This window comes from Streptomyces sp. NPDC000348, assembly GCF_042898795.1.
Classification (GTDB): domain Bacteria; phylum Actinomycetota; class Actinomycetes; order Streptomycetales; family Streptomycetaceae; genus Streptomyces.
Genome location: NZ_JBIAZD010000008.1, coordinates 18,435 through 42,837, shown reverse-complemented (window position 1 = coordinate 42,837; position 24,403 = coordinate 18,435). Strand labels below are relative to the sequence as shown.

The following is a 24,403-nucleotide window of genomic DNA, read 5'->3' as shown; positions in this document are numbered from 1 at the left end:
ATGGGCGGGGACATCATGCCGGTACCGAGGTGTCGAACTACTCCATGGGGACATCGACTTCGCGCCGCACGGCATGCCGGGACCCATCTCACCACGAAGCCGGCTCTGCGGCGGGGTGGTCGACTGCACACCATTCCGGCGCCCGCCGCTGCCAGTGGCGAGCGGCCGGCTCCCTGCCGGCCGACGGCCGTGTGTGGATCGCACGTTCCACGAGACTGCCGACTTCGACCGTCTCGCCTTCAGCCAGGGACTTTACTCACGGGGTGAACAAAGGCGGCGAGCAGGCACGAGCGAGCTTTTGCTGCGCAAGGGTATCCCTGAGCCTTGCCTACGAGGCAGCGCCCCTGGGCGGCGGCACCAAAGCATGGGCAGCAGACGAGCAGCCCGTCGAGCGGCTCGCCAGGACTACGCCTCCTGCCCAGGGAGCGTCAGGTCCGCCTGAACGCCCTCCCAGGTCCTCGTCGGCCTCCTGGCCGACGAGGACCTGCGGCGCCTGACGGACTGGTCGCACGCGGCACCGTACGCCCACGCGTCCCGGTCCCAACGGCGCGGCCGTCGCCAACGCAGTTGTCCACTTGGCAACCCTGGAGGGTCGCGTCCCGGCGCGCAATCATCGAGCACGAAGCCCGTGCCCGTCCTGTCGTCCGAAGGAGAGCATTCTCCAGTGAGGAGACCAGTTCGATGACCGCATCCGCCTCATGCCCCGATGCGGCAGTGTCCACGACGATCCACCCGACGCGTCGGTGGCCCGCTCCGCGGACATCGGACCCACGGATCTCGGCCGGCCTCGCCCCACCCTCACTTGCCGGTGCTCAGGGAGGCGCTGAGCGGGCGAAGCCATCGCCGGGGATCCGTTCCTCCGGAACAGGACCGAGCAGGCGGTCGCGCCGTCGGGCCGAGCTCTTCTCCGCGCACCGTCATCAGCGCCCTGGCTGCCCTCCTGAGCCGCCACGGGCTGCGCAACCGTACGCACCCCGTGTCGTTCGCCATCCGCGCCGGACGCAGCCGGCCGGTGTTCCCGACCTCGCCGAACGCATCACGCCGGAAGGGAGGCTGCAATGGGGGACGCATTCACACGTCCGGTCCCAGTGGACCGAGGGCCGACTCCTCGACGTGGGCGCGGACCGTCTCGGCGAGTGGGTCGCCGAGAGATTCGAGCACGGTCAACGCCTTCTTCCACATCTCGAGCGCCTCGGCCCCGTAACCCTGCTTCTGAAGGCACAGGGCGTGGTGGTGGAGGGTCCAGCCTTCTCCCCACTCATTTCCGGCGGCATGGTGGAGTCGCAAGGCCTCATCGAAGTAGGTGACCGCCTGTTCCGGTTCCGCGAGGTGGTAGTGGGCAATGCCCAGGTTCGTACGAGTGATGGCCTCGACCCAGGTGTTGTCGATCTCCCGGTGCATCACGAGAGCCTGCTGAAGATCCGTCACTGCCTCCTGGTAGCGGCCGACGTGGACCCGCGCCTCACCGAGGTTGTTGAGGAGGATCCCCATGATCCAGGGCTGCTGGACATCGCGTCCGGCAGCCGCGGCGGGCTCGAGGTGCACAAGGGCTTCGGCGTAGCGCCCCTGTCGGAGGTTCACGTCACCGAGATTACTGAGCGCGTTGACCTGTCCCCATGTGTCTCCGAGGCTTTGGTACACGCTGAGCGCCTGTTCGAACTGAGCGGTCGCTTCGGTGTAGTCGTGCGACTCCGCGCAGGAGCCACCCCGGTAGGTGTGCATACGAGCCCGGGCTTCCAGGTCTTCGACCTGCATGGCCGAGGCGAGCCCCAGCCGAGTTACATGATCCCAGTCGGAACGGTGCTTGCGCAGATAGAGGAATCCGACCAGCGCGGCGGCCAGTTGCCAAGCCACCGCGTGCATTCCAAGTGCGGCGGCCTCATCCACTGCGGCGATCAGATTGCGCCGCTCGGTCTCGCACCACAGCAGGGCCTGCGCGCGCTCGGTGAACGTCGGCACCCCGTCACCGGGAGGCGACACATCGCGCAGCTCATTCAGCCAGCGGTTCGGAGTGATCACCTGCGAAGCGGCTCTCACCGTGTGCAGATACCACTCCAGCGATCGACGCATGGTCTGTCGGCGCGTCTCGGCCGGCTCCTCCTGTCTGGCCTTGTCCACCGCGTACAGGAGCAGCAGATCGTGGAATCCGTAGCGGTGTGGCGTCGGCTCTGTGAGCAGGTGTGCGCGCACGAGCGTACGCAGCTGGTGCCGGGCGTCTTCGGCGGTCGTGCCCAGCAGGGCACCGGCTGCCTCCGCGCTGATGTCCCGCCCGGGGTGCAGCGCGAGAAGGCGGAACGCACGGGCCGCCGGCGCGGCCAGAGTGGCGTAGGACCGGGAGAAGGCGGTGCTCACTGCCGTCCTCGGATCTTCCTCGGAGGCCAGCAGATTCAGCCGGTTGGGTTCCTGCGCCAAGTCGGCCGCCAGGTCGGCGAGCACGACGTGAGGGCGTTCGGCGGCCAGGTCCGCGGCGATCGCCAGGGCAAGGGGAAGACGCGCGCACCATCGGACGATGTCCGCGGCCGCGCCTGGCTCGGAATCGACCCGGCTTCCGCCGACCCGGGCTCGCAACAGCGCCAACGCGTCTTCGTCTTCGAGCGGATCCAGCGTGAGGAGACGCGCGTGGTCGTGGACGGCAAGACCGGCGAGCCGCCTGCGACTCGTGACCAGCACAAGACAGTCGGCCGCGCCGGGAAGCAGGGGGCGGACCTGGGCGCTGGTCGCCGCGTTGTCGAGCACCATGAGGACGCGTCGCCCGTTCAGTGTCGAGCGCAGCAATTTGGAACGCTCGGCCGTGGAGTCGGGGATGACGTCGGCCTCAACGCCCAGCGCACGCAGGAAGTCTCCGAGCACCTGTCCCGGCGGGAGCGGCGCCGCGGCCTCCGAGTGGCCCTGCAGGTCGCAGTACAACGCACCATCGGGGTAGCGATCCCGCTGGCTGTACGCGACATGCAGAGCCATCGTGGTCTTGCCCACCCCGGCCATCCCGTCGATGCCGATCACCACGGTCCGACCGGCCATGCCCGTCACCGTCTCGAACAGGTCACGAGCCGTCTCCGACCGGCCGACCATCGATGCGGCAGAGGGCAGCTGAGCCGGGACCGGAACGGGTGCTTTGCGCTCGACCGCCGCTCTCGGCGGGGAAACGGACACCAGTGCTTCCAGCACACCGTCCAGTTCGAGGGCCCGGTCGCACGCAACCGCGAGCTCGCGCGTCGGCGGCCTCACGCCGTTCTCGATCTTGCTGAGATACCCCTTGCTGAAGTGGGTCAACGCCGACAGCTGGGTCAGTGACAAGCTCCGAACGCGCCGGAACGTCCGCAACTGCATCCCGAAATCCTGCTGTGAGTCCACCGAACGCCTTCCGCCAGGCCCTTACGCGATCGACCCCGCCGAGTCCCCGCAGCCAGAAGGAACTCAGTTCCGCCACAAGGGGGAACCTGTGGCGGAAGGGTCGAGGTACCAGATTAGTTCGCCACGAGGCCCACCTGGATCTCGCCAGTTGTCGATGCGAGGAAATTCAGAGGTCGAGGGTGTCGTGTGGCGTCGTGAGCCCTCGCAGAGCACCGCAACGGGGACGTTCCTGCGGCTTGACGCCGACCCGTCGCGCGGTCGGGACGACTACACCGCCGAACCCGGCCGGACCTCCTAGACGTGCGGCCGGCGCCGGTTCCGTACCAAGCCGTCACAGCCTTTCTGCGCCAGCCCGCCGTGGCGGATGCGCACACTTCCTGACAAGCAGAGACGCCAGTGCCTCGCCATCCCTCGCCCGTGACCGATCGCCACGTCACGGAGTCGAAGCCGACGGAAGCTCCGCCCATCGAAGGACAACCACTCATGAAACCTCTGCGCAACCTCGTCCAGGCCGACCAGCCCTCACCCGTCTGCGAACGTTCCTGATGAGCGTCATGTGCGCGGCCGCCAACCGAGCCTTCGAGGCCCGGGTGAGTGCCGCAGCGTCACATCACTCCCCCATGACGAACGATCCCGCGTCGCCCCGGCCGCCATCCCGGCCTCCGTGAGTACACGTCGTCACAGGCGAGCGCCCGCCGAGAGCGAGGCCCGCTGTCCGACCGGCCGCTCCACCGTTCAGTCGCGAAATCCAGCCGCTGAAGAGATCTCCACAACAGGGATCCGCCCACCCACGTCGATCTGCGGTGTCCCCGGACGGGACACATCCCCGCGTCCGATCTGCCGCCCGCGCGGAGCCGTTGCCACCGCACGACACGAAGGAGCCATCATGGCCGCTCATCCACAGGCGTATGTCCCCCGCGTACGTCGTGCGCTTCTTCTGGCTGTTCCAGCAGTCCCGCTGCTCGGGTGGGCGCTGCACGCCATGGCACTTCGGCGCCGGCTCGCCTCTGCCAGTCGTGACCCGCTCACCGGGCTCCTTCGCCGCGATGGGTACACCGCCAAGGCTCAGCAGATCCTCGACCGCTACGACAACGACACCCTGACGCTCATCTGCGACCTGGATCACTTCAAAGAGATCAACGACAGGCTCGGACACCCAGCCGGAGACGCCGTGCCGGCCGCGACCGCACAGCGGCTCGCCACGTGGGCGGGCAGCACGGCCGCCGTCGGCCGGCTCGGCGGGGACGAGTTCGCTCTCACGACCCGGCTCGGCTCCGGTCTCCAACACGCATGCCTCGCACGCCTGATGTCTTCGCTCACCCAGCCGGTCCTTCTGGACGACGGCCAGGTCGTCAACGTCGAGGCCTCCGTCGGGGCCGCGACGCCCGACGCGATCGGCACCACCAACCTGTCGCGTTTGCTCAGAGCTGCTGACGCTGCTCTCTACGACGGCAAGCACACCGGCCGGGCAACCCTCGCTGGGGCCCGGCACGGGGTGAATGCGCCCGTCAACGGCCGCCGGGCCGGACGCCCCGGCACCCGTGACCCGGCGCAAGCATCATGACCGTCCCGCCCCGCACCGAAGAGAACCGCCCTCGACCGAACACCCGGCGCGCAATCAAGCGCCCGACGCTTTGTGACCGGCTCGCCGCCGACACGATCCGGCCGCACAAGCCCTCGTCCGCCTGTCCGCACCTTCGAATCGAGGTACACCCGATGAGCTCCGCCAATCCCTCTGCCGCCGACATCCCGTTCCCCCGCATCCACAAACCGACCAGCTGCCGGACAAGTCCTGAGCTCTTCGTCCACGAATACGAAGAACGTGGGTACCAGGTCGCCCAGCGCATAGCGGCTGCCCAGGCACGGTGCGCGGTGTGCCCGGTCGCGCCTCAGTGCCTCAAGTGGGCACTCGCACATCCGGAGGAGACACCGACGGGTATCTGGGCGGGCACCACCGCCCGGCAGCGGACCGTGTTGCGTACCCGCCTGATTGCCCGTCTCGGGCCCGACTGGATCACGATCGTCGCTGCTGTGGACCGTGCACGGCGTGAGCGTGTGCTCGCCGCACGACATCAGCCGCCAACCGTCAGTCAGGCACGTCTCGCGCATCCGGACCGCGAGTACAAGTGGCGGGACAACCGCGGGCCTCGCCGGCCCTCGGCCGCCCACGCCCGAGGGCCGGAGCCGCCGACACCCGGTGTCCGCTCGCGCGCAGCCGTCGCTGAGGGGGTGTACTGAGCCGTCCCTGAGCCGTCACCACCTGAGCAGCGGGGTCTGTACGGTGAGCAGCTCTGGCTCACATTCGGTGGTGACAGATCGTGCACGGCGAGCACCTCTTCCTTACGGAAAGTACGATTGGTGCTCCGACCTTGACACTCCGAGGTGGACGGCATCGCACCGGGTCACCGGACTTGTCACGTCGAACTCTCACGACCGGGCGCCAAGCGATCGGCCGGATCCCCGGGAAGGCCTGTTGCGAGGCACCGGCCTACGGGTTTACGGCCGATGACCTGTCTGTCGCCGTCATGACTTACCGTCACCGCCGAATGTGAGACAGAACCACTCACCGTACAGATCCGGCCCACGGGGTGCGGTCAACCCGGTCGGCCGGAACAGGTGGTCGCGCTCGTCCAGGGAGAGCTGGAGCCCTCGCGCGATGGAAGCGATCAGTCGCTCGGACGGCTGAGGACCTCGCTCCCGTTCGAGCTTCGCGTAACAGTCGGCCGACATGTTGCCCAACAGGGCCGCCTCCTCCCGCCGCAGCCCGCTGATCCTACGTCGTACACCACGCACGGGTCCGGCGTCCTCCGGCTGTAGTGCCGGCCGCCGCCGTCGGAGGAAACCGGCCGGCCCGGCCCGGTCGATCGTCATGCGCTGTTCCCCGTCTTCACTGACCTGCAATGGTCCGTTTCCGCCGTCCCGACGCGCGGCGTGCCACACACGACCGATCCCCCGCATCATGCCCCGGACCCGGCTCGGTGCCCGCTCCAGCCCCATCAGCTCGACCTCATCCTGGGATCGGCAGGGCCTGGATGCTCCTGTTCCCAGTAGCCAGCCTTGGAGCAGCGCTGAACCCGAACTCCTGGGACCAGGATGTACCGCGCCCAGACACAGCGCCTTGCCCACGCCGACGGCGGCTGAGGGGCAAAGCCGGACTCGGTCTCTCAGTCCGGTCGCCTGCCATGCAACGACTCTGAGTCGATCAATCCCAGATGCCCGAGTTCAACGGAGCGTAGTCAGCACCAAGTCAGCACGGGACAGGTGAGGACGGGTGATGACGTGGGATTTCAGTCAGCACCAAACCAGCACGGGAGTCAGCACGGCACCGTCACATCGTGCTGAACCACGCGTCCCGGACGGCACTCGTTTCGACCACCACCGATCCTCTGAAACGCCTTTCCATGAGTCGGCATGGTGGCCGCGCGCATAGCCGGCCCTCGAACTATGTTGCCCCGCCACATGTGCGCCTGACCTGCGGATTCCTACGGTGTGGCGACACGCAAACGTCCCCGTCACACCCCAGGAAGTGGTGCCGATGTCGTCGCCCGCAACCGCCCCACCAGCACCGAACAACCTCAAGCGCATCGTCGCCGCGTCCCTCATCGGCACCACCATCGAGTGGTACGACTTCTTCCTCTACGGCTCCGCCGCCGCGCTCGTCTTCAACAAGCTGTTCTTCCCGGACTCCGACCCGCTCGTCGGCACGCTGCTGTCGTTCCTCACCTACGCCGTCGGGTTCGCCGCGCGGCCGCTCGGCGCGCTGGTCTTCGGGCACTACGGGGACCGGCTCGGGCGCAAGAAGCTGCTGGTGCTGAGTCTGCTGATGATGGGCGGGGCGACGTTCGCGATCGGGTTGCTGCCCACGCACGCGGCCATCGGCAGCGCCGCGCCCGTGCTGCTCACCGTGCTGCGACTGGTCCAGGGGTTCGCGCTCGGCGGCGAGTGGGGCGGTGCCGTGCTGCTGGTGTCCGAGCACGGGGACGCCCGGCGGCGCGGATTCTGGGCCTCGTGGCCGCAGACCGGCGCGCCGGCGGGGCAGTTGCTGGCGACCGGTGTGCTGTCGCTGCTGACCGCCGTGCTGTCGGACTCGGCCTTCACGGCCTGGGGCTGGCGGATCCCGTTCCTGCTGTCCGGGGTCCTGGTGATCGTCGGATTGTGGATCCGTCTCTCGGTCGACGAATCGCCGGTGTTCAAGCAGGCACTGGAGCGTGCCGAGGCCCGTGAGGCGGACACCGGCGCGGAGCGGATGCCGGTCGTGGCGGTCCTGCGGCACCACTGGCGTGACGTGCTGGTGGCGATGGGGGCACGCATGGCGGAGAACATCAGCTACTACGTGATCACCGCGTTCATCCTTGTGTACGCGACCACTTCCGCCGGGGTTTCGAAGCAGACCGCGCTCAACGCGGTGCTCATCGCCTCGGCGGTCCACTTCGCCGTCATCCCGGCCTGGGGCGCGCTGTCCGACCGGCTCGGGCGGCGTCCGGTGTATCTGATCGGCGCGGCCGGGGTGGGACTGTGGATGTTCCCGTTCTTCGCTCTGATCGACACCGGCGGATTCACGAACCTGCTGCTCGCGGTGACCGTGGGGCTGGTGCTGCACGGGGCGATGTACGCGCCGCAGGCCGCCTTCTTCTCCGAGATGTTCGCCACCCGGATGCGCTACTCCGGTGCCTCCATCGGCGCCCAGTTCGCCTCCGTCGCGGCGGGTGCCCCGGCGCCGCTGATCGCCACCGCGCTGCTGTCGGACTACGGCAGCTCCACTCCGATCGCGCTGTACGTCATCGCGGCGAGCCTGCTGACGGTGGTCGCCGTGGCGGCGGCCGAGGAGACCCGCCACCGTGACCTGGCGGACGTGGCCCCGCCGGATGACACGGAGGGGCCGGTCGAGGCGGCCCCGGCCGCCCGGGACGCGCGCACCGTCTGACCGGGTCCGGCACCGGCCCCGTACGCTCCCCGGCGTACGGGGTCAGTGCCGTGCGGGAGGCGTGGTGCCCGCCGACAGGCGGTGCAGGCGCAGGGCGAGCTGGATCTCCAGGGCCCGGGCCGGGCTCTGCCAGTCGTCGCCGAGGAGGCGGCCGACGCGTTCCAGCCGCTGGGCGACCGTGTTCACGTGGACGTGCAGTTCGTCCTTGGTGCGGGCGGGGCTCATCCCGCAGGCGAAGTAGGCGTCGAGGGTGCGCAGCAGTTCGGTGCCGCGCCGTTCGTCGTACGCCACGACCTGGCCGATGGTGCGGCCGACGAAGCCGGCGATGTCCCGCTCGCCGGCCAGCAGCAGCCCCAGGAAGCCGAAGTCCTCGGCGGCGGAGCCGTCACCGCAGCGGCCGAGGAGGCGCAGGGCGTCGAGGCAGCGCCGGGCCTCCGCGTAGGCCGCCGCCACGGTGTCGGGGCGGGCGGTGAGGTGCTCGACCGGGGCGGACGCGCCGACGGTGACCGGTTCGTGGACGGCCGTGCCCAGGTGTCGGGCGGTGCGGCGGGCCAGGTCGGTGGCGGTGTCGCCGGGGGCGAGGGGCAGCAGCAGGACGGTGCCGCCGTCGCGTGCGGCGGCGAGGCCCTGCCGGGTGGCCGCGAGGTGGGAGGCCGCGGCCCACAGCCGTCTGCGGGCGTCCGCCTCCGCGTCGGCGTCCGCGGTGCCGCCCTCGAGGCGGGCGGCGAGCACGGCGTGGGTGGCGTCGAGGTCGGCGTGCAGCCGGGCCGCGCGCTCGCGCAGCAGGCGCGGGTCCCGGTCCCGGGCGTCGAGCAGGTCGTCGAGCAGCTCTCCGCGGACGCGCTGTTCGGCCTCGGCGGCGGAGCGGCGGGCGAGCAGCAGCAGTGACGTGACCATGGCCGCGCGTTCCAGCGTGCGCTGGTCGACGGGGTCGAGGCCGGGGTGGCCGCGCAGCACCAGCGCACCGAGGAGTTCGCCGCCGGCGGCCACCGCGGCGATCCAGTCGTCCCGGTGCCGTACCGCGTGGCCTTCCGCCCGTGAGGACCCGAGGGCCTGGGCGGGTGCCGCGGTGGCCTCGGTGAACTCGACCGTGCCGTCCAGGACCCGGGAGACGGCGGCGGCCACGTCGTGCACCCCGCCGCCGCGCAGGACCAGCTCGGCCAGCCGGTCGTGGACCTCCGAGGCGCGCTCGATGACCGCGCTGCGGTCCTTGATGATCTCGTTGGCGCGTTCCAGGCCGGCGAGGGCCGAGCGGGTCTCGGCGAGCAGGTTGGCGGTGTCGATGGCGGCCGCCGCGAGGGCGGCGAAGGAACCGAGCAGGGCGATCTGCTCCCGTTCGAAGACCCGGGCCCGCCGGTCCGCGGCGAACAGGACGCCGATGACGTGGTGCCCCAGCATCAGGGGCACGCCGAGGATCGCGACGAGCCCCTCGTCCCGCACGCCGGTGTCGATGGTGTGGGTGTGCTGGAAGCGGTCGTCGCGGAAGTAGTCGTCGGTGACGTAGGGGCGGGCGGTCTGGGCGACGAGGCCGCCGAGGCCCTCGCCCATGCCGAGGCGCAGCTGCTGGAAGCGGGCGGCGACCGAACCCTCGGTGACCCTCATGTAGGTGTCGCCCCTGGCCGGGTCGTTCAGGCTGAGGTAGGCGACGTCGGTGCCGAGCAGGGAGCGGGCGCGCTGCACGATCGCCTGGAGCACGGCGTCCAGGTCGCGCAGTCCGGCGAGGTCGTGGGCGGTCTCGAAGAGGGCGGACAGCTCGGCCTCCCGGCGGCGGCGCCCCTCCAGCTCCGCGCGCACCCGCAGGGCGAGCACCTTGGCCTGCTGGAGGGCGGCGATCCGCTCGGCGGGCAGTCCCTCGGCGCGGGCGAGCAGCACCGGCTGCTCGTAGGCCTCGGCGGGGGCGCCACGGGCCAGCAGCTCCAGGAACGGCGTCTCGGCGCTGCCGGCGACGGAGCCGGCGTCGGGACGCACCCGGCCCGGCGCTCCGGCGGCGGGGAGGGGACGCTCGGCGGACTGCACGTGATCGCGGGACATGCTCACAGGATTCCTCATCCCGCGGCCGCCCCGTCAGGCCTGTGGAAAACCCTGTCGGCCGACGGCCGGCCGCTGACGGCCGATGCCTCAGTGCGCGGTCCAGCCGCCGTCCAGGACCAGTGAGGTACCGGTCACGAAGGACGCCTGCGGGCCGCACAGATAGGCCACCGCCTCGGCGACCTCCTCCGGTTCGATGAGCCGCCGGACGGCGCTGTCCCGCAGCATGATCTCGGACAGGACCCGTTCCTCGGGGATGCCGTGGGCCCGGGCCTGGTCGACGATCTGCTTCTCGACCAGGGGGGTGCGCACATAGGCGGGGTTCACACAGTTGGAGGTGACGCCGTGGGGCGCGCCTTCGAGGGCGGTGGTCTTGGACAGTCCCTCCAGGCCGTGTTTGGCGGCCACATAGGCGGACTTATAGGCCGAGGCGCGCAGTCCATGGACCGAGGACACATTGACGATGCGGCCCCATCCCTGGCCGTACATGTGGGGCAGGGCGCCCCGGACGAGCCGGAAGGGGGCCTCCAGCATCACGGTGAGCACCGTGTGGAAGACGTCGGGCGGGAACTCCTCGATGGGGCGGACCAGCTGCAGCCCGGCGTTGTTGACCAGTACGTCGGTGCCGGCTGCGGCGAGTTCGGCGGCGTCCAGGTCGGTGAGGTCGAGGACGTGCGGCTCGACGGCGCCCCCGAGGCCCCGGGCCGCCTCGGCGAGCGTCTCCAGGCCCGCGGCGTCCCGGTCGACGGCTCTGACCTTGGCTCCGGCGGCCGCGAGCCGCAGCGCGCAGGCGCGGCCGATGCCGCCGGCGGCACCGGTGACGAGGGCGGTACGGCCACCGAGGTCGAGCGGGGTGGCGGCGTGGGGGGCCGGAAGGGCACGGGGCGCGGTCATGTCTCGACCCTAGGCAGCGCCCCTACGGCGCCCCATGTGGCCGAGCCCTACAGTTCAGCCGATTCCAGTGGGGTCGAACCATGTGGGTGCGTCGGACATGGCCTGCTTGATCCGGAAGCGCGCGAACTCGTTCAGCTCCGGCAGCGCGTCCACGGCGAACCAGCCGACCTCCAGTGACTCGTCGTCGTTGACCCGTGCCTCACCACCGAGGGCACGGCAGCGGAAGGTGATGTCCATGTACTGGCAGACGTCGCCGTTGCCGTACGTCACCGGGTCGAGCGCCTGGACCAGTACGACCCGCTCGACGGCACAGCGCACCGCGGTCTCCTCCTCGACCTCCCGCACGGCGCAAGCCGCGGGCTGCTCCCCGGGCTCGGGGATGCCGCCGAGCACCGACCACTTGCGGGTGTCGGTCCGGCGGTTCAGCAGGACTCTGTCCTCGTCGTCGAAGACGAGCGCCGTGACCCCGGGGAGCCAGAGCAGCTGATGGCCGGCGGAGGCGCGCAGGGTGCGGATGAAGTCAGGAGTAGCCATGCCCCCGACCCTAACCGGCCGGTCAGGGCCTCCTCCTCACTTCAGGGAGCGTGCGGTGGGCGTACTACCGCACGTCACCGGCGCGTCGCCCGCGCACCCCGGCGGCGACGGACCGGCCCAGTCCGCCCGCGGCGACCAGGACGAGGGCGATCTCCGGGAGGACGCCGAGGCGGGTGGCGGGGGTCTGCGAGGTGCGCAGCGGCACCTCCCGCACCAGCGAGTCGGCGACGAACATGCCGGTCCTCTGCGTGATCTCCCCGTCGGGCATGATGATCGCGCTGACCCCGCTGGTCACCGGCACGGTGACGGCGCGGCTGTGCTCCACGGCCCGGACCCGGGACATGGCGAGCTGCTGGTAGGTCATCTCGCTGCGGCCGAAGGTGGCGTTGTTGCTGGGCACCGAGATCAGCTGGGCGCCGGCGGTGACCGTGTCGCGCACCGCCCAGTCGAAGGCGGCCTCGTAGCAGGTGACCAGGCCGACGCCGGCACCGCTCATGGTGAAGACGCCCGGCTCGCCGCCCCGGCTGAAGTCCTGGCGGACCATCGACGTCCAGTCCTCGTTGATCGCCCCCACGAGCGAGCGCAGCGGGAGGTACTCGCCGAACGGCTGGATCTGCCGCTTGTCGTAGGTGTCGACGGGGCCCTTCGCCGGGTCCCAGAGGATCTGCTCGTTGAGCAGCTCGCCGTCCCTGGCGACCACGCCGCCGACCGAGATGGGCGCGTCGATGGCCTTGGCCGCCCTGTCGATGACGGCACGCGCGTCGTCGTTGGTGAAGGGGTCGATGTCGGAGGAGTTCTCCGGCCACAGCACGATGTCGGGCTGCTCCGCCCGGCCGGCCGCGACGTCGGCGGCCAGGCGCTCCGTCTCCCGCGCGTGGTAGTCGAGGACAGCGCGCCGCTGGGAGTTGAAGTCCAGGCCGAGGCGGGGCACGTTGCCCTGGACGACGGCGACGGTCACGGTGCCGGCCTCGGCCCGGTCGCTGACCAGCGACCGGGCGGTGAGGGCGGCCACCAGCGGTACGGCGACGCTCAGCACGCCGACGACCGCCGAGGCGCGCCGTACGGTTCCGGTGCGCCGGGCCCGCAGGGCCAGCCGGGCGATCTCGTACAGGCCGAAGCCGCACAACACGACGGCGAAGCCCAGCACCGGGGTTCCGCCGAGCGCGGCGAGCGGCAGGAAGACACCGTCCGCCTGACCGAACGCGATCTTGCCCCAGGGGAAGCCGCTGAACGGCACGCGCGCGCGTGCCGCCTCACCGGCGGTCCACAGCGCCGCCGCCCACACCGGCCATCCGGGGAGTCCCGACACCGTGGCGATGCCCGCGCCGACCAGCGCGACGAAGACCGCCTCGATCACCACGAGGGCGATCCACGGGCCGGGGCCGACCTCCACACCGGTCCACACCAGCAGCGGCAGCAGGAAGCCGAGGCCGAAGAGGTAGCCGAGGCCGAGTGCCGCCTTCCAGCTCCGGCCGCGCAGCGCCCAGCCGAAGACGGCGAAGGCGGGCACGGCCAGCCACCACAGGGTGCGCGGCGGGAAGCTGACGTAGAGGAGCAGGCCCGAGAGCGCGGCTGCGGCGGCCGGGAGGAGGCCCACGAGCCGCCTGCGCCGCGCCGGGGGCGCGGTCTGCGGCGGCATCGGGTCCGACTCGCCGACGGAGGTTGCGGTGACGGTCACTCCGGGAGTCTACGGCGCGTGACCTGGCGGCCGACAGCACGGTCGGCGGGGTGGAGGACGCCCGGCGGGCCCGCGCTCCCTCCGGGTGTGCGGACGGCGTGCCGCGTCGTTTCCGCACGCCTTGGCACCCCACGTCCCGGAACCGGGCGCCGGCCGTCGCGGTGTGCCGGTGCGCTGGTCGCACGGTCCGTCGGGGCGTCGTCGGCGGCCGGGGCCCGTCGCGGGGCGGGGGCGGCGGCGCGGTGCGGGGCGGCACGAGTGGCCGCGGATACCGGGGGTGGTCAGTGGGTCGCGCCCGGTGTGTGGGGGCGGAGGCGGTCGCGGATGGCGGTCACCGCCGCTTCCGCGTCGTCCACGGTGACCGTGAAGGTGTGGCCGTCCCACAGGCGCAGGACGATGCCCTCACCCCGGCGCACGACGACCGCCGTGCCCTTCTCGGGCCGCCAGCGGTACCCCCAGCCGCCCCAGTGCCGCGGGGTGACGTGCGGGGCGAACTCCGCGCCCGCGACGTGCGAGAGCGGGATGCGGCGGCGGGGCACGCCGATGTGCCCGCAGCGCACCTCCAGGTGGTCCTCGTCGACCCGCAGCGCGACATGCACGAAGGCGAGGGTGCCGAACAGGACCAGCAGTCCGGCGGCGATGCAGCCGACGACGGCCATGGCCAGCGGTGCGATGCCGGTCGTCCACGCGGAGTCGACGGCCAGCACGATGCCGAGCGTCAGGCAGGCGGCGCCGATCAGCGCCAGGAGCCACTGGAAGCGGTTGGTCGCGCGACCGGTCCAGACCTCGGGGGACGGGGCGTGCTCTCCGGGGCGGTGGTCCCTCATGGGTTCGAGGTTACTCAGGATTCGCTCCGCGGGTACCGCGCGGCAGAGCGTTACTGCGCCGTCCGGGCGGAAGCGACCTGCCGGAGCAGCCTGCCCTCCGCGTAGGTGAGGGCGGCCGCGGGGAGCGTGCCCTCGCGTCCGCTCAGCAGCACCGTCAGGGTGCCGCTCGCCGGCGCCCCGGGGGCGGGCTGCCCGCCGAGGCGGCGCAGAGCCTGGGCGGCCACCGCTCCGGCGGAGCCGTGCAGGGCGAGCGGCGGGCGGCCGGGGCGCTGCACGGCGGCCCGGATGCGCTCGGCGACCAGTTCGTAATGGGTGCAGCCCAGGACGACGGTCGTCACATCGTCCGGGGTCAGCTCGGCGGCCGCGGCGACGGCGGCGTCGATCGCCGTCTCGTCCGCGCGCTCCACGGCCTCGGCGAGCCCCCAGCACGGCACCTCCGTGACGGTGACGCCGTCGGCGAAGTCCTCGATCAGGTCCCGCTGGTAGGGGCTGCCGGTCGTGGCCGGTGTGGCCCAGATCGCCAGCGGTCCGCCGCCGGCCGCGGCCGGTTTGATCGCCGGGACGGTGCCGATGACCGGCAGGCCGGGCTCGAGGCGGGCGCGCAGGGCGGTGAGGGCGTGCACCGTGGCGGTGTTGCAGCCGACGATCAGCGCGTCGGGCCGGTGCGCGGCCGCGGCCTCGGCGACGGCGAGGGCGCGCTCGGTGAGGTCCTCCGGCGTCCTGGGTCCCCAGGGCATGCCGTCGGGGTCGAGGGAGAGGACGAGATCGGCGTCGGGGCGCAGTCGCCGTACCGCGGCGGTGGCCGCCAGCAGACCGATTCCGGAGTCCATGAGCGCGATCTTCACCCGGCCACGATAGACGATGAGCCGCTTCGGGCCCCTGCCGTGGGGCAGACTGCGGCAGGTGAGCGCCATCGTGTGGAGTGCCGCCGGATCACTTGCCGCCTGGTGGTGGCTGCTGCTCTGCCAGGGCTTCTTCTGGCGTACCGACGTGCGGCTCCCGCCGTCCCGCGACCCGGGGGCCTGGCCGTCGGTGTGCGTCGTGGTCCCCGCGCGTGACGAGGCGGCGGTGCTGCCCGCGAGCCTGCCCTCGCTGCTCGCCCAGGACTATCCGGGCCGGGCCGAGGTCTTCCTCGTCGACGACGGCAGCACGGACGGCACCGGGAAACTGGCACGGGGGCTCGCGGACCGGCACGGCGGGCTGCCGCTCACGGTGGACTCCCCGGGCGAACCGCCCGCCGGCTGGACCGGCAAGCTGTGGGCGGTGCGGCACGGCATCGGACTGGCACGCGCGCGTGACCCCGAGTACCTGCTGCTGACGGACGCCGACATCGCGCATGCCCCGGACAGTCTGCGCCGGCTGGTGGCGGCGGCCCGCACCGGAGGGTTCGACGTCGTGTCGCAGATGGCCCGGCTGCGGGTGGAGAGCCTCTGGGAGCGCCTGGTCGTACCGGCGTTCGTCTACTTCTTCGCGCAGCTGTACCCGTTCCGCCGGATCGGGCGGGAGGGGACCCGTACGGCCGCCGCGGCGGGCGGCTGTGTGCTGCTGCGCGCCGAGGCGGCCGCGCGGGCACGGGTGCCGGAGGCGATCCGGCAGGCCGTCATCGACGACGTGGCGCTCGCCCGCGCGGTCAAGCGGAGCGGCGGACGGGTCTGGCTGGGGCTCGCTGAGCGGGTGGACAGCGTGCGTCCGTATCCGCGGCTGCGCGATCTGTGGCGCATGGTGTCGCGGAGTGCGTACGCGCAGCTGCGGCACAGCCCGGTGCTGCTGGCCGGTACGGTCGCCGGCCTGGTGCTGGTGTACCTGGTGCCGCCCGTCGCGGTGGTCGTGGGCGCGGTGGCGGGGAGCGGGGCGGCCACGGTCCTCGGCGCGGCGGCCTGGCTGGTGATGACGGGTACGTACGTCCCGATGCTCCGTCACTACCGGCAGCCGCTGTGGCTCGCTCCCCTGCTGCCGTTCACCGCGTTCCTGTACCTGCTGATGACGGTGGACTCGGCGGTGCGGCACCACCGGGGGCGCGGTGCGGCCTGGAAGGGCCGCACCTACGCGCGTCCGGACGCCGTGCCCGACGAGGGCTGACCGTCCGTCACCTCACCTCACTTGCGGCCGGGGGTCCAGTTCATGCCCCACCCGTAGGCGTGGTCGACGGTGCGCTGCGGGCTCACTCCGCGCTCGGGTACCAGGTAGCGGGCCTCGCGCCGGACGACCAGCTCGCCCCCTCCGGTGTTGGTGATCAGGGCGAGCGCGCACACGGTCGAGGGGACGGTGCACTCGTCGAGGGAGAAGTCGATCGGTGCGCCGTGCTGCGGCCGGAGGGTGACCGTGGCGTGCAGGTCGGCGAAGGAGCGGGCGCCCTCGTAGATGGTGACGAAGACGAGGATGCGCCGGAAGAGGTGCTTGTGGTCGAGGTTGACGGTGAGGTTCTCGCCGTTCGCCGCCGCGCCGGTGCGGTCGTCGCCGTCCAGGTGGATGAAGGGGGGCTGGTGCAGTGCGCCGAAGGCGTTGCCGAGGGCCTGGACGACGCCCTTGCGGCCGTCGGTGAGTTCGAACAGGGCGCACAGGTCGAGGTCGAGGTCGGAGTGCATGGCGACCGGGCGGCCCAGCTTGGCGGCCCAGCCCGAGAACTGCTTGCGGACCTCCCAGTTGAGGTTCACGTGCAGGGCGCCCGACGTGCCGCCCTGCTTGGTCAGCGAGACGGCGGGGGCCGCCTTGGTGAGCGTCACCTTCGTCAGCCGGACCGGCGCGGGGGGTTCGGGCGGCGCGGGCGGCGCGATCGGAGGGGGCATGGTGACCGGGGGCGCGACGGGCGGCGCCGGGGCCGCGGGGGCGTGCTGCGGCTCGTCCACCGTGATGCCGTAGTCGGTGGCGAGGCCCTCGAGTCCGCTGCTGTACCCCTGGCCGACGGCGCGGAACTTCCAGGCGCCCTGGCGCCGGTAGAACTCGCCGAGGACGAACGCCGTCTCGGTGGTGGCGCCCGTGCTGTCGAAGCGTGCCGCCACGGTGCCGTCTGCGGCGTCCTTGACCTCGATGTACAGGTCCTGGACCTGTCCGAACGTGCCGCCGTCGCAGGAGGCGGCCAGGATCACCGCCTCGATGCCGGGCTCCACGCGTGCGAGGTCGACGAGCAGGGTGTCGGTGGCCCGCCCTCCCGCGTCGCGCTTGCCCTCGTGGCGCACGGCGCCGGAGGAGTGGGCGGGCTGGTTGTAGAAGACGAAGTCGGCGTCGGAGCGGACCTTCCCGCCGGCCAGCAGGAGGGCCGAGGCGTCCGTATCGGGCACGCCGGGACCGGAGCGCCGGCCCACGTCCACCCGCAGTGCCGTCGTCGGCACCGGCGTGTTCGATCCCTTCGGCATTGACATGTCCGCCCCCATCACGGGTCGCCGCGCCAGGCCGGGTCCCGGCATCCGTCGGTCGTCGTCCGCACAACTTATTCCTCCGCGCGGGGAACTCCCATGGGGAGTGCGCGGAAACCGGTGGCCAACCGCCGGTAACCGGCCCGGAACTCGGCCTTTACACGAAATATGCTCGCCGATGTGCCCGTTTTCCATAAGTTCGCTCGCATTGGGGATCCCCGGTCACGCCGGGCACGGAAAACAACCCTCTTATCGGTCTCCCCAACCAGCACATCGTGGGCTTAACTTATGTGCCATGACCTCCCCCCGCTCCACTTATGGCGGCGGTTACTACTCCGCCTCCTTCCCGGACACCCCGATCTACGACTCGCTCGTGGCCGAGCGGGGCACCCCGCAGATCGCCCCGATCCGGGTCCCCGCCGCGTACGACGCGCCGGTCAGTCATCTGCCCGCGCTCCCCTCGGCATTGCCCGCCCTCCCGGCGGCCCCGTCCCAGCCCGCCTACGGCTATCCGCAGGCGCCGCAGCCCGCCCCGCTCCAGCAGGCTCCCGCCGGGTACATCCCGCAGCAGGCGACCGCGCCGCGCGGCTACCCCGGCCCCCAGCCGCAGCCGCCGCGTCCGGCTCCGCCCGCCGGCTACGAGGCGATGCGCCCCGCGGCCCCGCGGCCGGGTCCCGCTCCCTACCAGGACCCGTACAACAGTCAGCAGTACCGCGGGTACTGAGCCTGCCCGGGGCTGTCGGCGCCGTACGGCACGACGGCCCCGCGGGCATGCCCGTCCGCGCCCGATTCGCCGGAGGCCCCGAGGCCGTTTCCGGCTGCCCCCGGGGAGGGAATCGGACTTCTGCCCGGCGGGCGGAGCAGGCGGTTGCGCCCCGGGCGGCGCCGGCCGCCGCGCTTCGTACGGAACACCGCCGGGTTTCCGGCCGGCGGCGTCCGGCCGTCCGCGCCGGGAACGGAGGCACCGGCGTCGTGGAGGTCCGCGCCGCGGTTCCCGTCGCGAGCGCGGGAACCCGGCCCCGGCTTCGCGCGTTGTCCTTTCCCGAGAGATCCGTGAAGGGACCCGCGGGGGGAAGGGGGCGCGGACCGTGCGAGCGATCAGCGGACTCTGGCGCTGGCGGCACAACCCGTTGTGCCGCGGGACCGATCTGGCCGAGGCCTGGGTGGCGTTCACGGCGCTGCTGCTCGTCCTGGTCGCCGCCCCGGTGGTCGGCGTCCTCGTCGGGAGCGCGGCCCAGGACGCCCTGCAGCGTTCCGTCCGCGCACAGCACCAGTCCCGGCACCTGGTGACGGCCACGGTCATGCGCAAGCTCGATCCGTCCCCGTCGGCCGCCGACCCGGAGGGCTCCGTCGCCGGGGATCCGCGCCACCGCGTCCTCGCCCACTGGACCGCGCCGGACGGCGCCGGGAGGAGAGGGCCGGTGCCGACGCGCCTGACGGCCCCCCGGCCGGGCGACCGCTTCCGGATATGGACCGACGGGCACGGGACCCCGGTCGCCCGCCCCCTGGACACCGCGACGGCCACGACGCACGCCGTGCTCGCCGGCGTCGGCGCCGCCCTGGTGGCCGCGGCCCTCGTCGAGGGCTTCAGACGGCTGGTCGTCCGGCGCATGGTCCTGCGCCGGTACGCGCGTTGGGGTCAGGCGTGGGACAAGGCGGGCCCGGACTGGGGCAGGACCGGGACCGGGAGCTGACCGGGGTCACGGCTCTGGTCAACCCGGTGCCCGCGCGCACGCTACGGTGGTCCGGCCGAACCGATCGGCGGCAACACGCGCGCGAACGAGCCACGTACGACAAGGTGGGGGCACAGCTACGCCATGGCACAGGGCACGGTCCAGGTGACGCACACCGGCACATCGAGGTGGCGGCGCCGCACGGGTGAGTACGCATCGCTCGCCGCCGCCCTGGAGGCCGCGGCCGAGGGCGACGTCCTCACCGTCGCTCCCGGGACCTACCGGGAGAACCTCGTCGTGCAGCGGGCGGTGACCCTGCGCGGCCCCGAGGGCGCACCCGGCTCGGTGCGCATCGCGCCCCCGGACGGCGTTCCGCTGACCGTGCGCGCCTCCGCGGTGGTCCAGGACCTGCACGTGGAGGGGCAGGACGCCACCGCCCCGGCCGTGCTGGTCGAGGGCGGCACCCCGGAGCTGCGCGACATACGCGTGGTCACCCGGTCCGCGGCCGGCATCGAGGTGCGCGGCGGCGCCCGGCCCACGGTGCGCCGCTGCACGGTCGACAATCCGGCGGGCGCCGGCATCGCGGTGGTGGACGGCGGGGGCGGGGTGTTCGAGGAGTGCGAGGTGGTCGCCGCGGGGCAGGCGGGGGTCACGGTGCACGGCGGCGCCCACCCCCGCCTTGAGCGCTGCCGGGTGCACCACGCCTCGGGCTCGGGACTGACCGCGACCGGGGAGAACTCGGCGCTGGAGGCGGTGGGTTGCGAGGTCTACGAGGTGCGGGGCAGCGGTGTCCAGGTCACCGGCCGCGCCACCGCGCACCTCACCGACTGCGAGGTGCACCGTACGACCGGGGACGGCGTCACGCTCGACACGGACGCGGTGCTGACGCTGGCCGACTGCCGGATCCACGACATCCCGGAGAACGCGGTCGACCTGCGGTCCCGCTCGGTGCTCACCCTGACCCGCACCAGCGTGCGGCGGTTCGGCCGCAACGGTCTGTCGGTGTGGGACCCGGGCACCCGCGTGGACGCCAACCAGTGCGAGATCTTCGACAGCACCGGGGACTACCCGGCGGTGTGGGTGAGCGACGGCGCCACCGCCGTGCTGGACTCCTGCCGGGTGCACGACGTCCCGGACGCCCTGTTCGTGCTCGACCGCGGCTCGCGCGCGGACGTCGTCGACAGCGATCTGACGCAGGTGCGCAACACGGCCGTGTCGGTGAGCGACGGCGCCACCGCACAGCTCGACGACTGCCGGATCCGGGAGGCGGCGACGGGCGCCTGGTTCCGCGACCACGGCAGCGGCGGCACCCTCGGCAACTGCTCCCTGGAGGGCGTGCAGACCGGGGTGATCGTCACCAAGGGCGCCGACCCCACCGTCGAGCGCTGCACCGTCGACTCCCCCGCCGAGGCCGGCGTCTACGTCTCCGCCGGCGGCCGCGGCACCTTCGTGAACTGCCGGGTCACGGGCAGCGGCGGCTACGGCTTCCATGTGATCGACGGCAGCCGCACCACGCTGCGCAAGTGCCGTACGGAGCGCTGCGCGCGCGGGGGGTACGAGTTCGCCGAGGGCGACGCGGCGTCCGGCTCGGGCGGTCCCGTGGTGGAGGACTGCACCAGTGACGAGAGCGGGAGTCCGAGGCCGCCGGCGTCACCGGAGCCGGCCGTGCGGGCGGTGGGCCACACCACCGGTCTGCTGAGCACGGTCCCCGCCGCCCGGACGGCCGATCCGGCACCCCCCGCTACCGCCCCCGAGCCGGAGCGGGAGACCCGTACGTCCAAGGCCGTGCTCGGGGAACTCGACGCGCTGGTGGGCCTGGAGAGCGTCAAGCGCGAGGTGCGCGCCCTCACCGACATGATCGAGGTGGGCCGGCGCCGGCAGCGGGCGGGACTGAAGGCGGCGTCGGTCAAGCGGCACCTGGTGTTCACCGGCTCCCCCGGCACGGGCAAGACCACCGTCGCCCGTCTGTACGGCGAGATCCTCGCCTCGCTCGGGGTGCTGGAGCAGGGACACCTGGTCGAGGTGTCCCGGGTCGACCTGGTCGGCGAGCACATCGGTTCCACGGCGATCCGCACCCAGGAGGCGTTCGAGAGGGCGCGCGGCGGTGTGCTGTTCATCGACGAGGCGTACGCGCTCTCCCCGGAGGACGCCGGGCGCGACTTCGGCAAGGAGGCCATCGACACGCTGGTGAAGCTGATGGAGGACCAGCGGGACGCGGTGGTGGTGATCGTGGCCGGCTACACGGCCGAGATGGAGCGGTTCCTGTCGGTCAACCCGGGTGTGGCGTCCCGTTTCTCGCGGACGATCACCTTCGGCGACTACGGCCCCGAGGAGCTGCTGCGGATCGTGCGGCAGCAGGCCGAGGAGCACGAGTACCGGCTGGCGCCGGGCGCCGACGAGGCGGTGCTCGCGTACTTCACCGACATGCCCAAGGGGCCCGCGTTCGGCAACGGGCGCACCGCGCGGCAGACCTTCGAGGCGATGGTCGAGCGGCACGCGAGCCGGGTGGCCCAGCTCGACGAGCCGACCACCGACGATCTGACCCTCCTCTACGCCGAGGACCTGCCCGCGCTGCCCTGAGCGCCGTCGGGCTCCCCCGTGTGCCGGGGGGCCGGCACCTCGGGGCGCAGCCGGGCGAGGAGGCGGCGGCGTTCCTCGGCGAACGCCGGGTCGGCCTGGTAGTCGGAGTGGCCGAGGATCGGCGCGGGCAGGGGGTGCGTCTCGGTGCGGCCGTGGGCAAGGGGGTCGTCGAGCGCCGGACGGTCCACGCCGGGCAGCCGCATCGGACCGCCGATGGGATCGGTGCGCCGGTAGAGGTTGCGCCAGCAGTCGACCTCCCGGTGCAGGGAGCCGAGCGCGTCCGGGCCGAAGTGGGCGGGGAACCAGCGGCCGTACAGCCGCTCCAGCGGGGAGCCGTAGGTCAGCAGCGCGACGCGTCTGCGGGTGGACGGCGGGAGCTGCCAGGCCGTGGCGGCGGCGAGGACGCTGCCCTGGGAGTGGCCGGAGAGCACCAGCCGGCCGCCGGTGGCCCGGGTCCAGGTGGCGATGCGCCAGGTCAGGTCGGGCACCGCGCGCTCGGCGTAGCAGGGCGGCGCGAAGGGGTGCGCGGCGCGCGGCCAGAAGGTGCCGACGTCCCACAGGATGCCGATGGTGCGCCGCGCGGAGGGGTCCTTGTAGGCGCGGCGGCCCCAGGTGACGAACAGGATGAAGCCGAGTCCGATCAGCCAGGAGCCCAGCGCCTGCGCGGTCTCGGCGGCGCCGTGGACGACGGCGTACGAGCCCCGTGCCGCCTCGCCGGGTGTCCTGTCGGTGGTCAGGGCGCCGACGAGGGCGCCGGCGCCGAGCAGCAGGGTGGCGGCGGAGGTGACGGCGAGGATGCGCGGTCCGCGGTCGGTGAGGGCGGCCATGGCGCGTACGGAGGCGATACGGCGGGTGCGGCCGGGGTCGCCCGCCCCGCCGGCGTACTCGCGCTCCACGGCGGTGCGTTCCGCGCGGGCGATCCGCCAGGCGCGCCGGGCGAGCCGGCCGCACAGCAGCAGCACCAGGACGAGCAGGGGCGGGATCACGGACGCCTGCCAGGTCAGCAGGACCGGTGGCCCGGGCATCGAGGTGCCGGTGCCGTCCAGCCAGTCGGCCACCCGCTGGGAGACACCGCCGGACATCACGCCGCCCAGCGCGCAGCCGAGCATGGCGACCGCCGGTCCGGCCAGGCCCCGCATCGCGGCGCGCCGGTCGGGGTCGGTGCGGTGCAGGCTGTGGGCGACCCCGGCGAGCACGATCACCAGCAGGCCCTGGACGACGGCGAGGGCGCCGAAGGCGGCGTCGCCCGGCAGCCGGCCCGCCGACTCCCAGCCGGGTCGCTCCCACCCGGCGTAGAGCAGGGTGAGGGCGAGCAGGACGAGCGCGGCGAGCGGCAGGTACCGCACCAGGCGCCGGTCGAGTTCGCCGTCCAGCCGGCGTTCGGCGCGGCCCCGCCGGCACACCACCCACACCACGCCGCCCGCCCCGACGGCAAGTACCGCCTCCAGGAGCACGCCGAGGGCGCCCAGGACGGCCGGGCCGCCCGGCTCGCGGTCGTGGCGGGCGGCGGCGGAGCCGACCGCGGCGGCGACCGTCAGCAGTCCGGCGGCGGTGTGCGCGGCGCGCAGCCGGGCCACCAGGCGCCGGCCGTACCAGAAGCCGGGCCGGCCCAGCGCGGTGCGCCCGGCGTCCTCCTCGGGCCCGGGGTCGTGGGTCATCGGCTGCTGGGACTCGTACGCGCTCCAGGTGCGCAGGGACAGGAACCACAGCAGGCCGGTGAGGGCGGCGGGCACCAGGGCGGCGAGCGCCAGCCTGCGGCCCGGTGCGCTCCACCAGCCGCCGTCGGACGTCCCGGGCGAGAGGAAGCCGAGCCAGGAGTGCCGTTCGGCGCACCCCCGGGTGCCCGCGCACTGCCAGGCGGCCAGGTCGAGGGCGACCTCGCAGGCGGCCGCGACGAGCAGCACCGTCAGGCTCAGTGCGGCCAGCCGCACCAGCAGCCCGTACAGCCGGACCGCGCGCCGGCGGCCGTGGGCGGTGGGGCGCATCCAGTGGGCGAGGTTGACCACCATGAAGGGGAGCAGCAGCAGCCACAGGGCGCGGGTGCCGTTCCCGGAGGTGAGGTTGCACCAGACGTAGGCCTCGGGGACGGGTTCCTCGCGTCGTCCGGCGGGCCGCCGCTCCGCGTCGGCGTCGTCGGCGCGGCGGAACACGGCGGCGACGTCGTCACCGGTGATCCGGACCGTGCGCGGGTCGTCGAGCATCTCCTCGGGGGTGGTGCCGCCCACCCCGTGGACCAGGAGTTCCAGGGCGGTCCCGGACTCCGCGGCCCGCGTCGCGGGACTGTCGGTCCCCTCGGCCGTTCCGTGTCTCTGCGTGCTCTCCACCGATTCGCACTTCCCCCGTGACGCCCCGTCGGCTCCGTCCGTGCGGGCACAGGATCTCCCGTGGCGGAACGGCTCACACCTCTCGTCACGTAATCTCCCCGATCCGTGTGACATGCAAGCGACATGCGGGACATCAATGGCATGTACGCAACGAGTTGGCAGTGGCACCGCCGGGGGCGCGGCATGCGAGGATGGGACGTCCGCGCACCGATGACGGGCGGGAGCCCGCCCGCGGAG

General features: G+C 72.7%; 16 protein-coding genes and 1 pseudogene. 7 read left to right on the top strand and 10 right to left on the bottom strand.

Annotated elements, in window-relative coordinates; translation table 11 throughout:
* Positions 1 to 1,071: 1,071 nt before the first annotated feature.
* Entirely contained in the window at positions 1,072 to 3,351 is a 2,280-nt protein-coding gene (locus ACFY3N_RS17470; RefSeq protein WP_390817560.1) for a tetratricopeptide repeat protein, read from the bottom strand.
* Positions 3,352 to 4,237: 886 nt separating this feature from the next.
* On the opposite strand from ACFY3N_RS17470, the gene ACFY3N_RS17465 reads away from it, so the two are divergent.
* The gene (locus tag ACFY3N_RS17465; protein ID WP_390817559.1) at positions 4,238 to 4,915 is read left to right on the top strand and encodes a GGDEF domain-containing protein; all 678 of its coding nucleotides are present in this window, start codon (positions 4,238 to 4,240) and stop codon (positions 4,913 to 4,915) included.
* Complete coding sequence (locus ACFY3N_RS17460; protein WP_390817558.1) at positions 4,912 to 5,589, top strand: WhiB family transcriptional regulator; 678 nt, start codon at positions 4,912 to 4,914, stop codon at positions 5,587 to 5,589. The genes ACFY3N_RS17465 and ACFY3N_RS17460 overlap by 4 nt, the downstream gene beginning before the upstream one ends.
* Positions 5,590 to 5,937: 348 nt before the next feature.
* Here the strand turns inward: ACFY3N_RS17460 and ACFY3N_RS17455 are convergent.
* A pseudogene (locus tag ACFY3N_RS17455) lies at positions 5,938 to 6,222 on the bottom strand (helix-turn-helix domain-containing protein); the annotation flags it as partial.
* Between the two features lie 664 nt (positions 6,223 to 6,886).
* On the opposite strand from ACFY3N_RS17455, the gene ACFY3N_RS17450 reads away from it, so the two are divergent.
* Positions 6,887 to 8,275: an MFS transporter gene (locus ACFY3N_RS17450; RefSeq protein WP_390817557.1), complete on the top strand. Its 1,389-nt coding sequence runs from the start codon at positions 6,887 to 6,889 to the stop codon at positions 8,273 to 8,275.
* Positions 8,276 to 8,317: 42 nt separating this feature from the next.
* On the opposite strand, the gene ACFY3N_RS17445 is transcribed toward ACFY3N_RS17450, so the two are convergent.
* From ACFY3N_RS17445 to ACFY3N_RS17420, 6 genes are all read right to left on the bottom strand, one after another.
* Complete coding sequence (locus tag ACFY3N_RS17445) at positions 8,318 to 10,306, bottom strand: helix-turn-helix domain-containing protein (protein ID WP_390817556.1); 1,989 nt, start codon at positions 10,304 to 10,306, stop codon at positions 8,318 to 8,320.
* An 87-nt stretch (positions 10,307 to 10,393) separates the two neighbouring features.
* Positions 10,394 to 11,197, bottom strand: coding sequence for a 3-hydroxybutyrate dehydrogenase (locus ACFY3N_RS17440; protein WP_390817555.1), 804 nt, complete (start codon positions 11,195 to 11,197; stop codon positions 10,394 to 10,396).
* A 54-nt stretch (positions 11,198 to 11,251) separates the two neighbouring features.
* Positions 11,252 to 11,731, bottom strand: a complete 480-nt coding sequence (locus ACFY3N_RS17435) for an NUDIX domain-containing protein (RefSeq protein ID WP_390817554.1) — start codon at positions 11,729 to 11,731, stop codon at positions 11,252 to 11,254.
* A 64-nt stretch (positions 11,732 to 11,795) separates the two neighbouring features.
* On the bottom strand, positions 11,796 to 13,409 hold the full coding sequence (gene lnt / locus ACFY3N_RS17430) for an apolipoprotein N-acyltransferase (protein WP_390817553.1): 1,614 nt from the start codon (positions 13,407 to 13,409) through the stop codon (positions 11,796 to 11,798).
* Between the two features lie 281 nt (positions 13,410 to 13,690).
* Positions 13,691 to 14,236 carry a hypothetical protein gene (locus ACFY3N_RS17425; protein WP_390817552.1) on the bottom strand — a complete coding sequence of 182 codons (546 nt, stop codon included), beginning with the start codon at positions 14,234 to 14,236 and terminating at the stop codon, positions 13,691 to 13,693.
* Positions 14,237 to 14,286: 50 nt separating this feature from the next.
* Positions 14,287 to 15,081 carry a glutamate racemase gene (locus ACFY3N_RS17420; protein ID WP_390817551.1) on the bottom strand — a complete coding sequence of 265 codons (795 nt, stop codon included), beginning with the start codon at positions 15,079 to 15,081 and terminating at the stop codon, positions 14,287 to 14,289.
* Between the two features lie 16 nt (positions 15,082 to 15,097).
* Between ACFY3N_RS17420 and ACFY3N_RS17415 the strand changes: the two genes are divergently transcribed.
* Positions 15,098 to 16,315: a glycosyltransferase gene (locus tag ACFY3N_RS17415; RefSeq protein ID WP_390817550.1), complete on the top strand. Its 1,218-nt coding sequence runs from the start codon at positions 15,098 to 15,100 to the stop codon at positions 16,313 to 16,315.
* A gap of 17 nt (positions 16,316 to 16,332) precedes the next feature.
* On the opposite strand, the gene ACFY3N_RS17410 is transcribed toward ACFY3N_RS17415, so the two are convergent.
* Positions 16,333 to 17,595, bottom strand: coding sequence for a TerD family protein (locus ACFY3N_RS17410; protein ID WP_390817549.1), 1,263 nt, complete (start codon positions 17,593 to 17,595; stop codon positions 16,333 to 16,335).
* A 289-nt stretch (positions 17,596 to 17,884) separates the two neighbouring features.
* On the opposite strand from ACFY3N_RS17410, the gene ACFY3N_RS17405 reads away from it, so the two are divergent.
* The 3 genes from ACFY3N_RS17405 to ACFY3N_RS17395 all read left to right on the top strand — a co-directional run bounded on the left by ACFY3N_RS17405 (position 17,885) and on the right by ACFY3N_RS17395 (position 21,842).
* Entirely contained in the window at positions 17,885 to 18,313 is a 429-nt protein-coding gene (locus ACFY3N_RS17405) for a DUF6643 family protein (protein WP_390817548.1), read from the top strand.
* Between the two features lie 364 nt (positions 18,314 to 18,677).
* Complete coding sequence (locus tag ACFY3N_RS17400; protein ID WP_390817547.1) at positions 18,678 to 19,283, top strand: hypothetical protein; 606 nt, start codon at positions 18,678 to 18,680, stop codon at positions 19,281 to 19,283.
* Between the two features lie 123 nt (positions 19,284 to 19,406).
* Entirely contained in the window at positions 19,407 to 21,842 is a 2,436-nt protein-coding gene (locus ACFY3N_RS17395) for a right-handed parallel beta-helix repeat-containing protein (RefSeq protein ID WP_390817546.1), read from the top strand.
* On the opposite strand, the gene ACFY3N_RS17390 is transcribed toward ACFY3N_RS17395, so the two are convergent.
* The gene (locus ACFY3N_RS17390; protein WP_390817545.1) at positions 21,812 to 24,166 is read right to left on the bottom strand and encodes a hypothetical protein; all 2,355 of its coding nucleotides are present in this window, start codon (positions 24,164 to 24,166) and stop codon (positions 21,812 to 21,814) included. The two genes, ACFY3N_RS17395 and ACFY3N_RS17390, sit on opposite strands and share 31 nt — an antisense overlap.
* Positions 24,167 to 24,403: the final 237 nt, after the last annotated feature.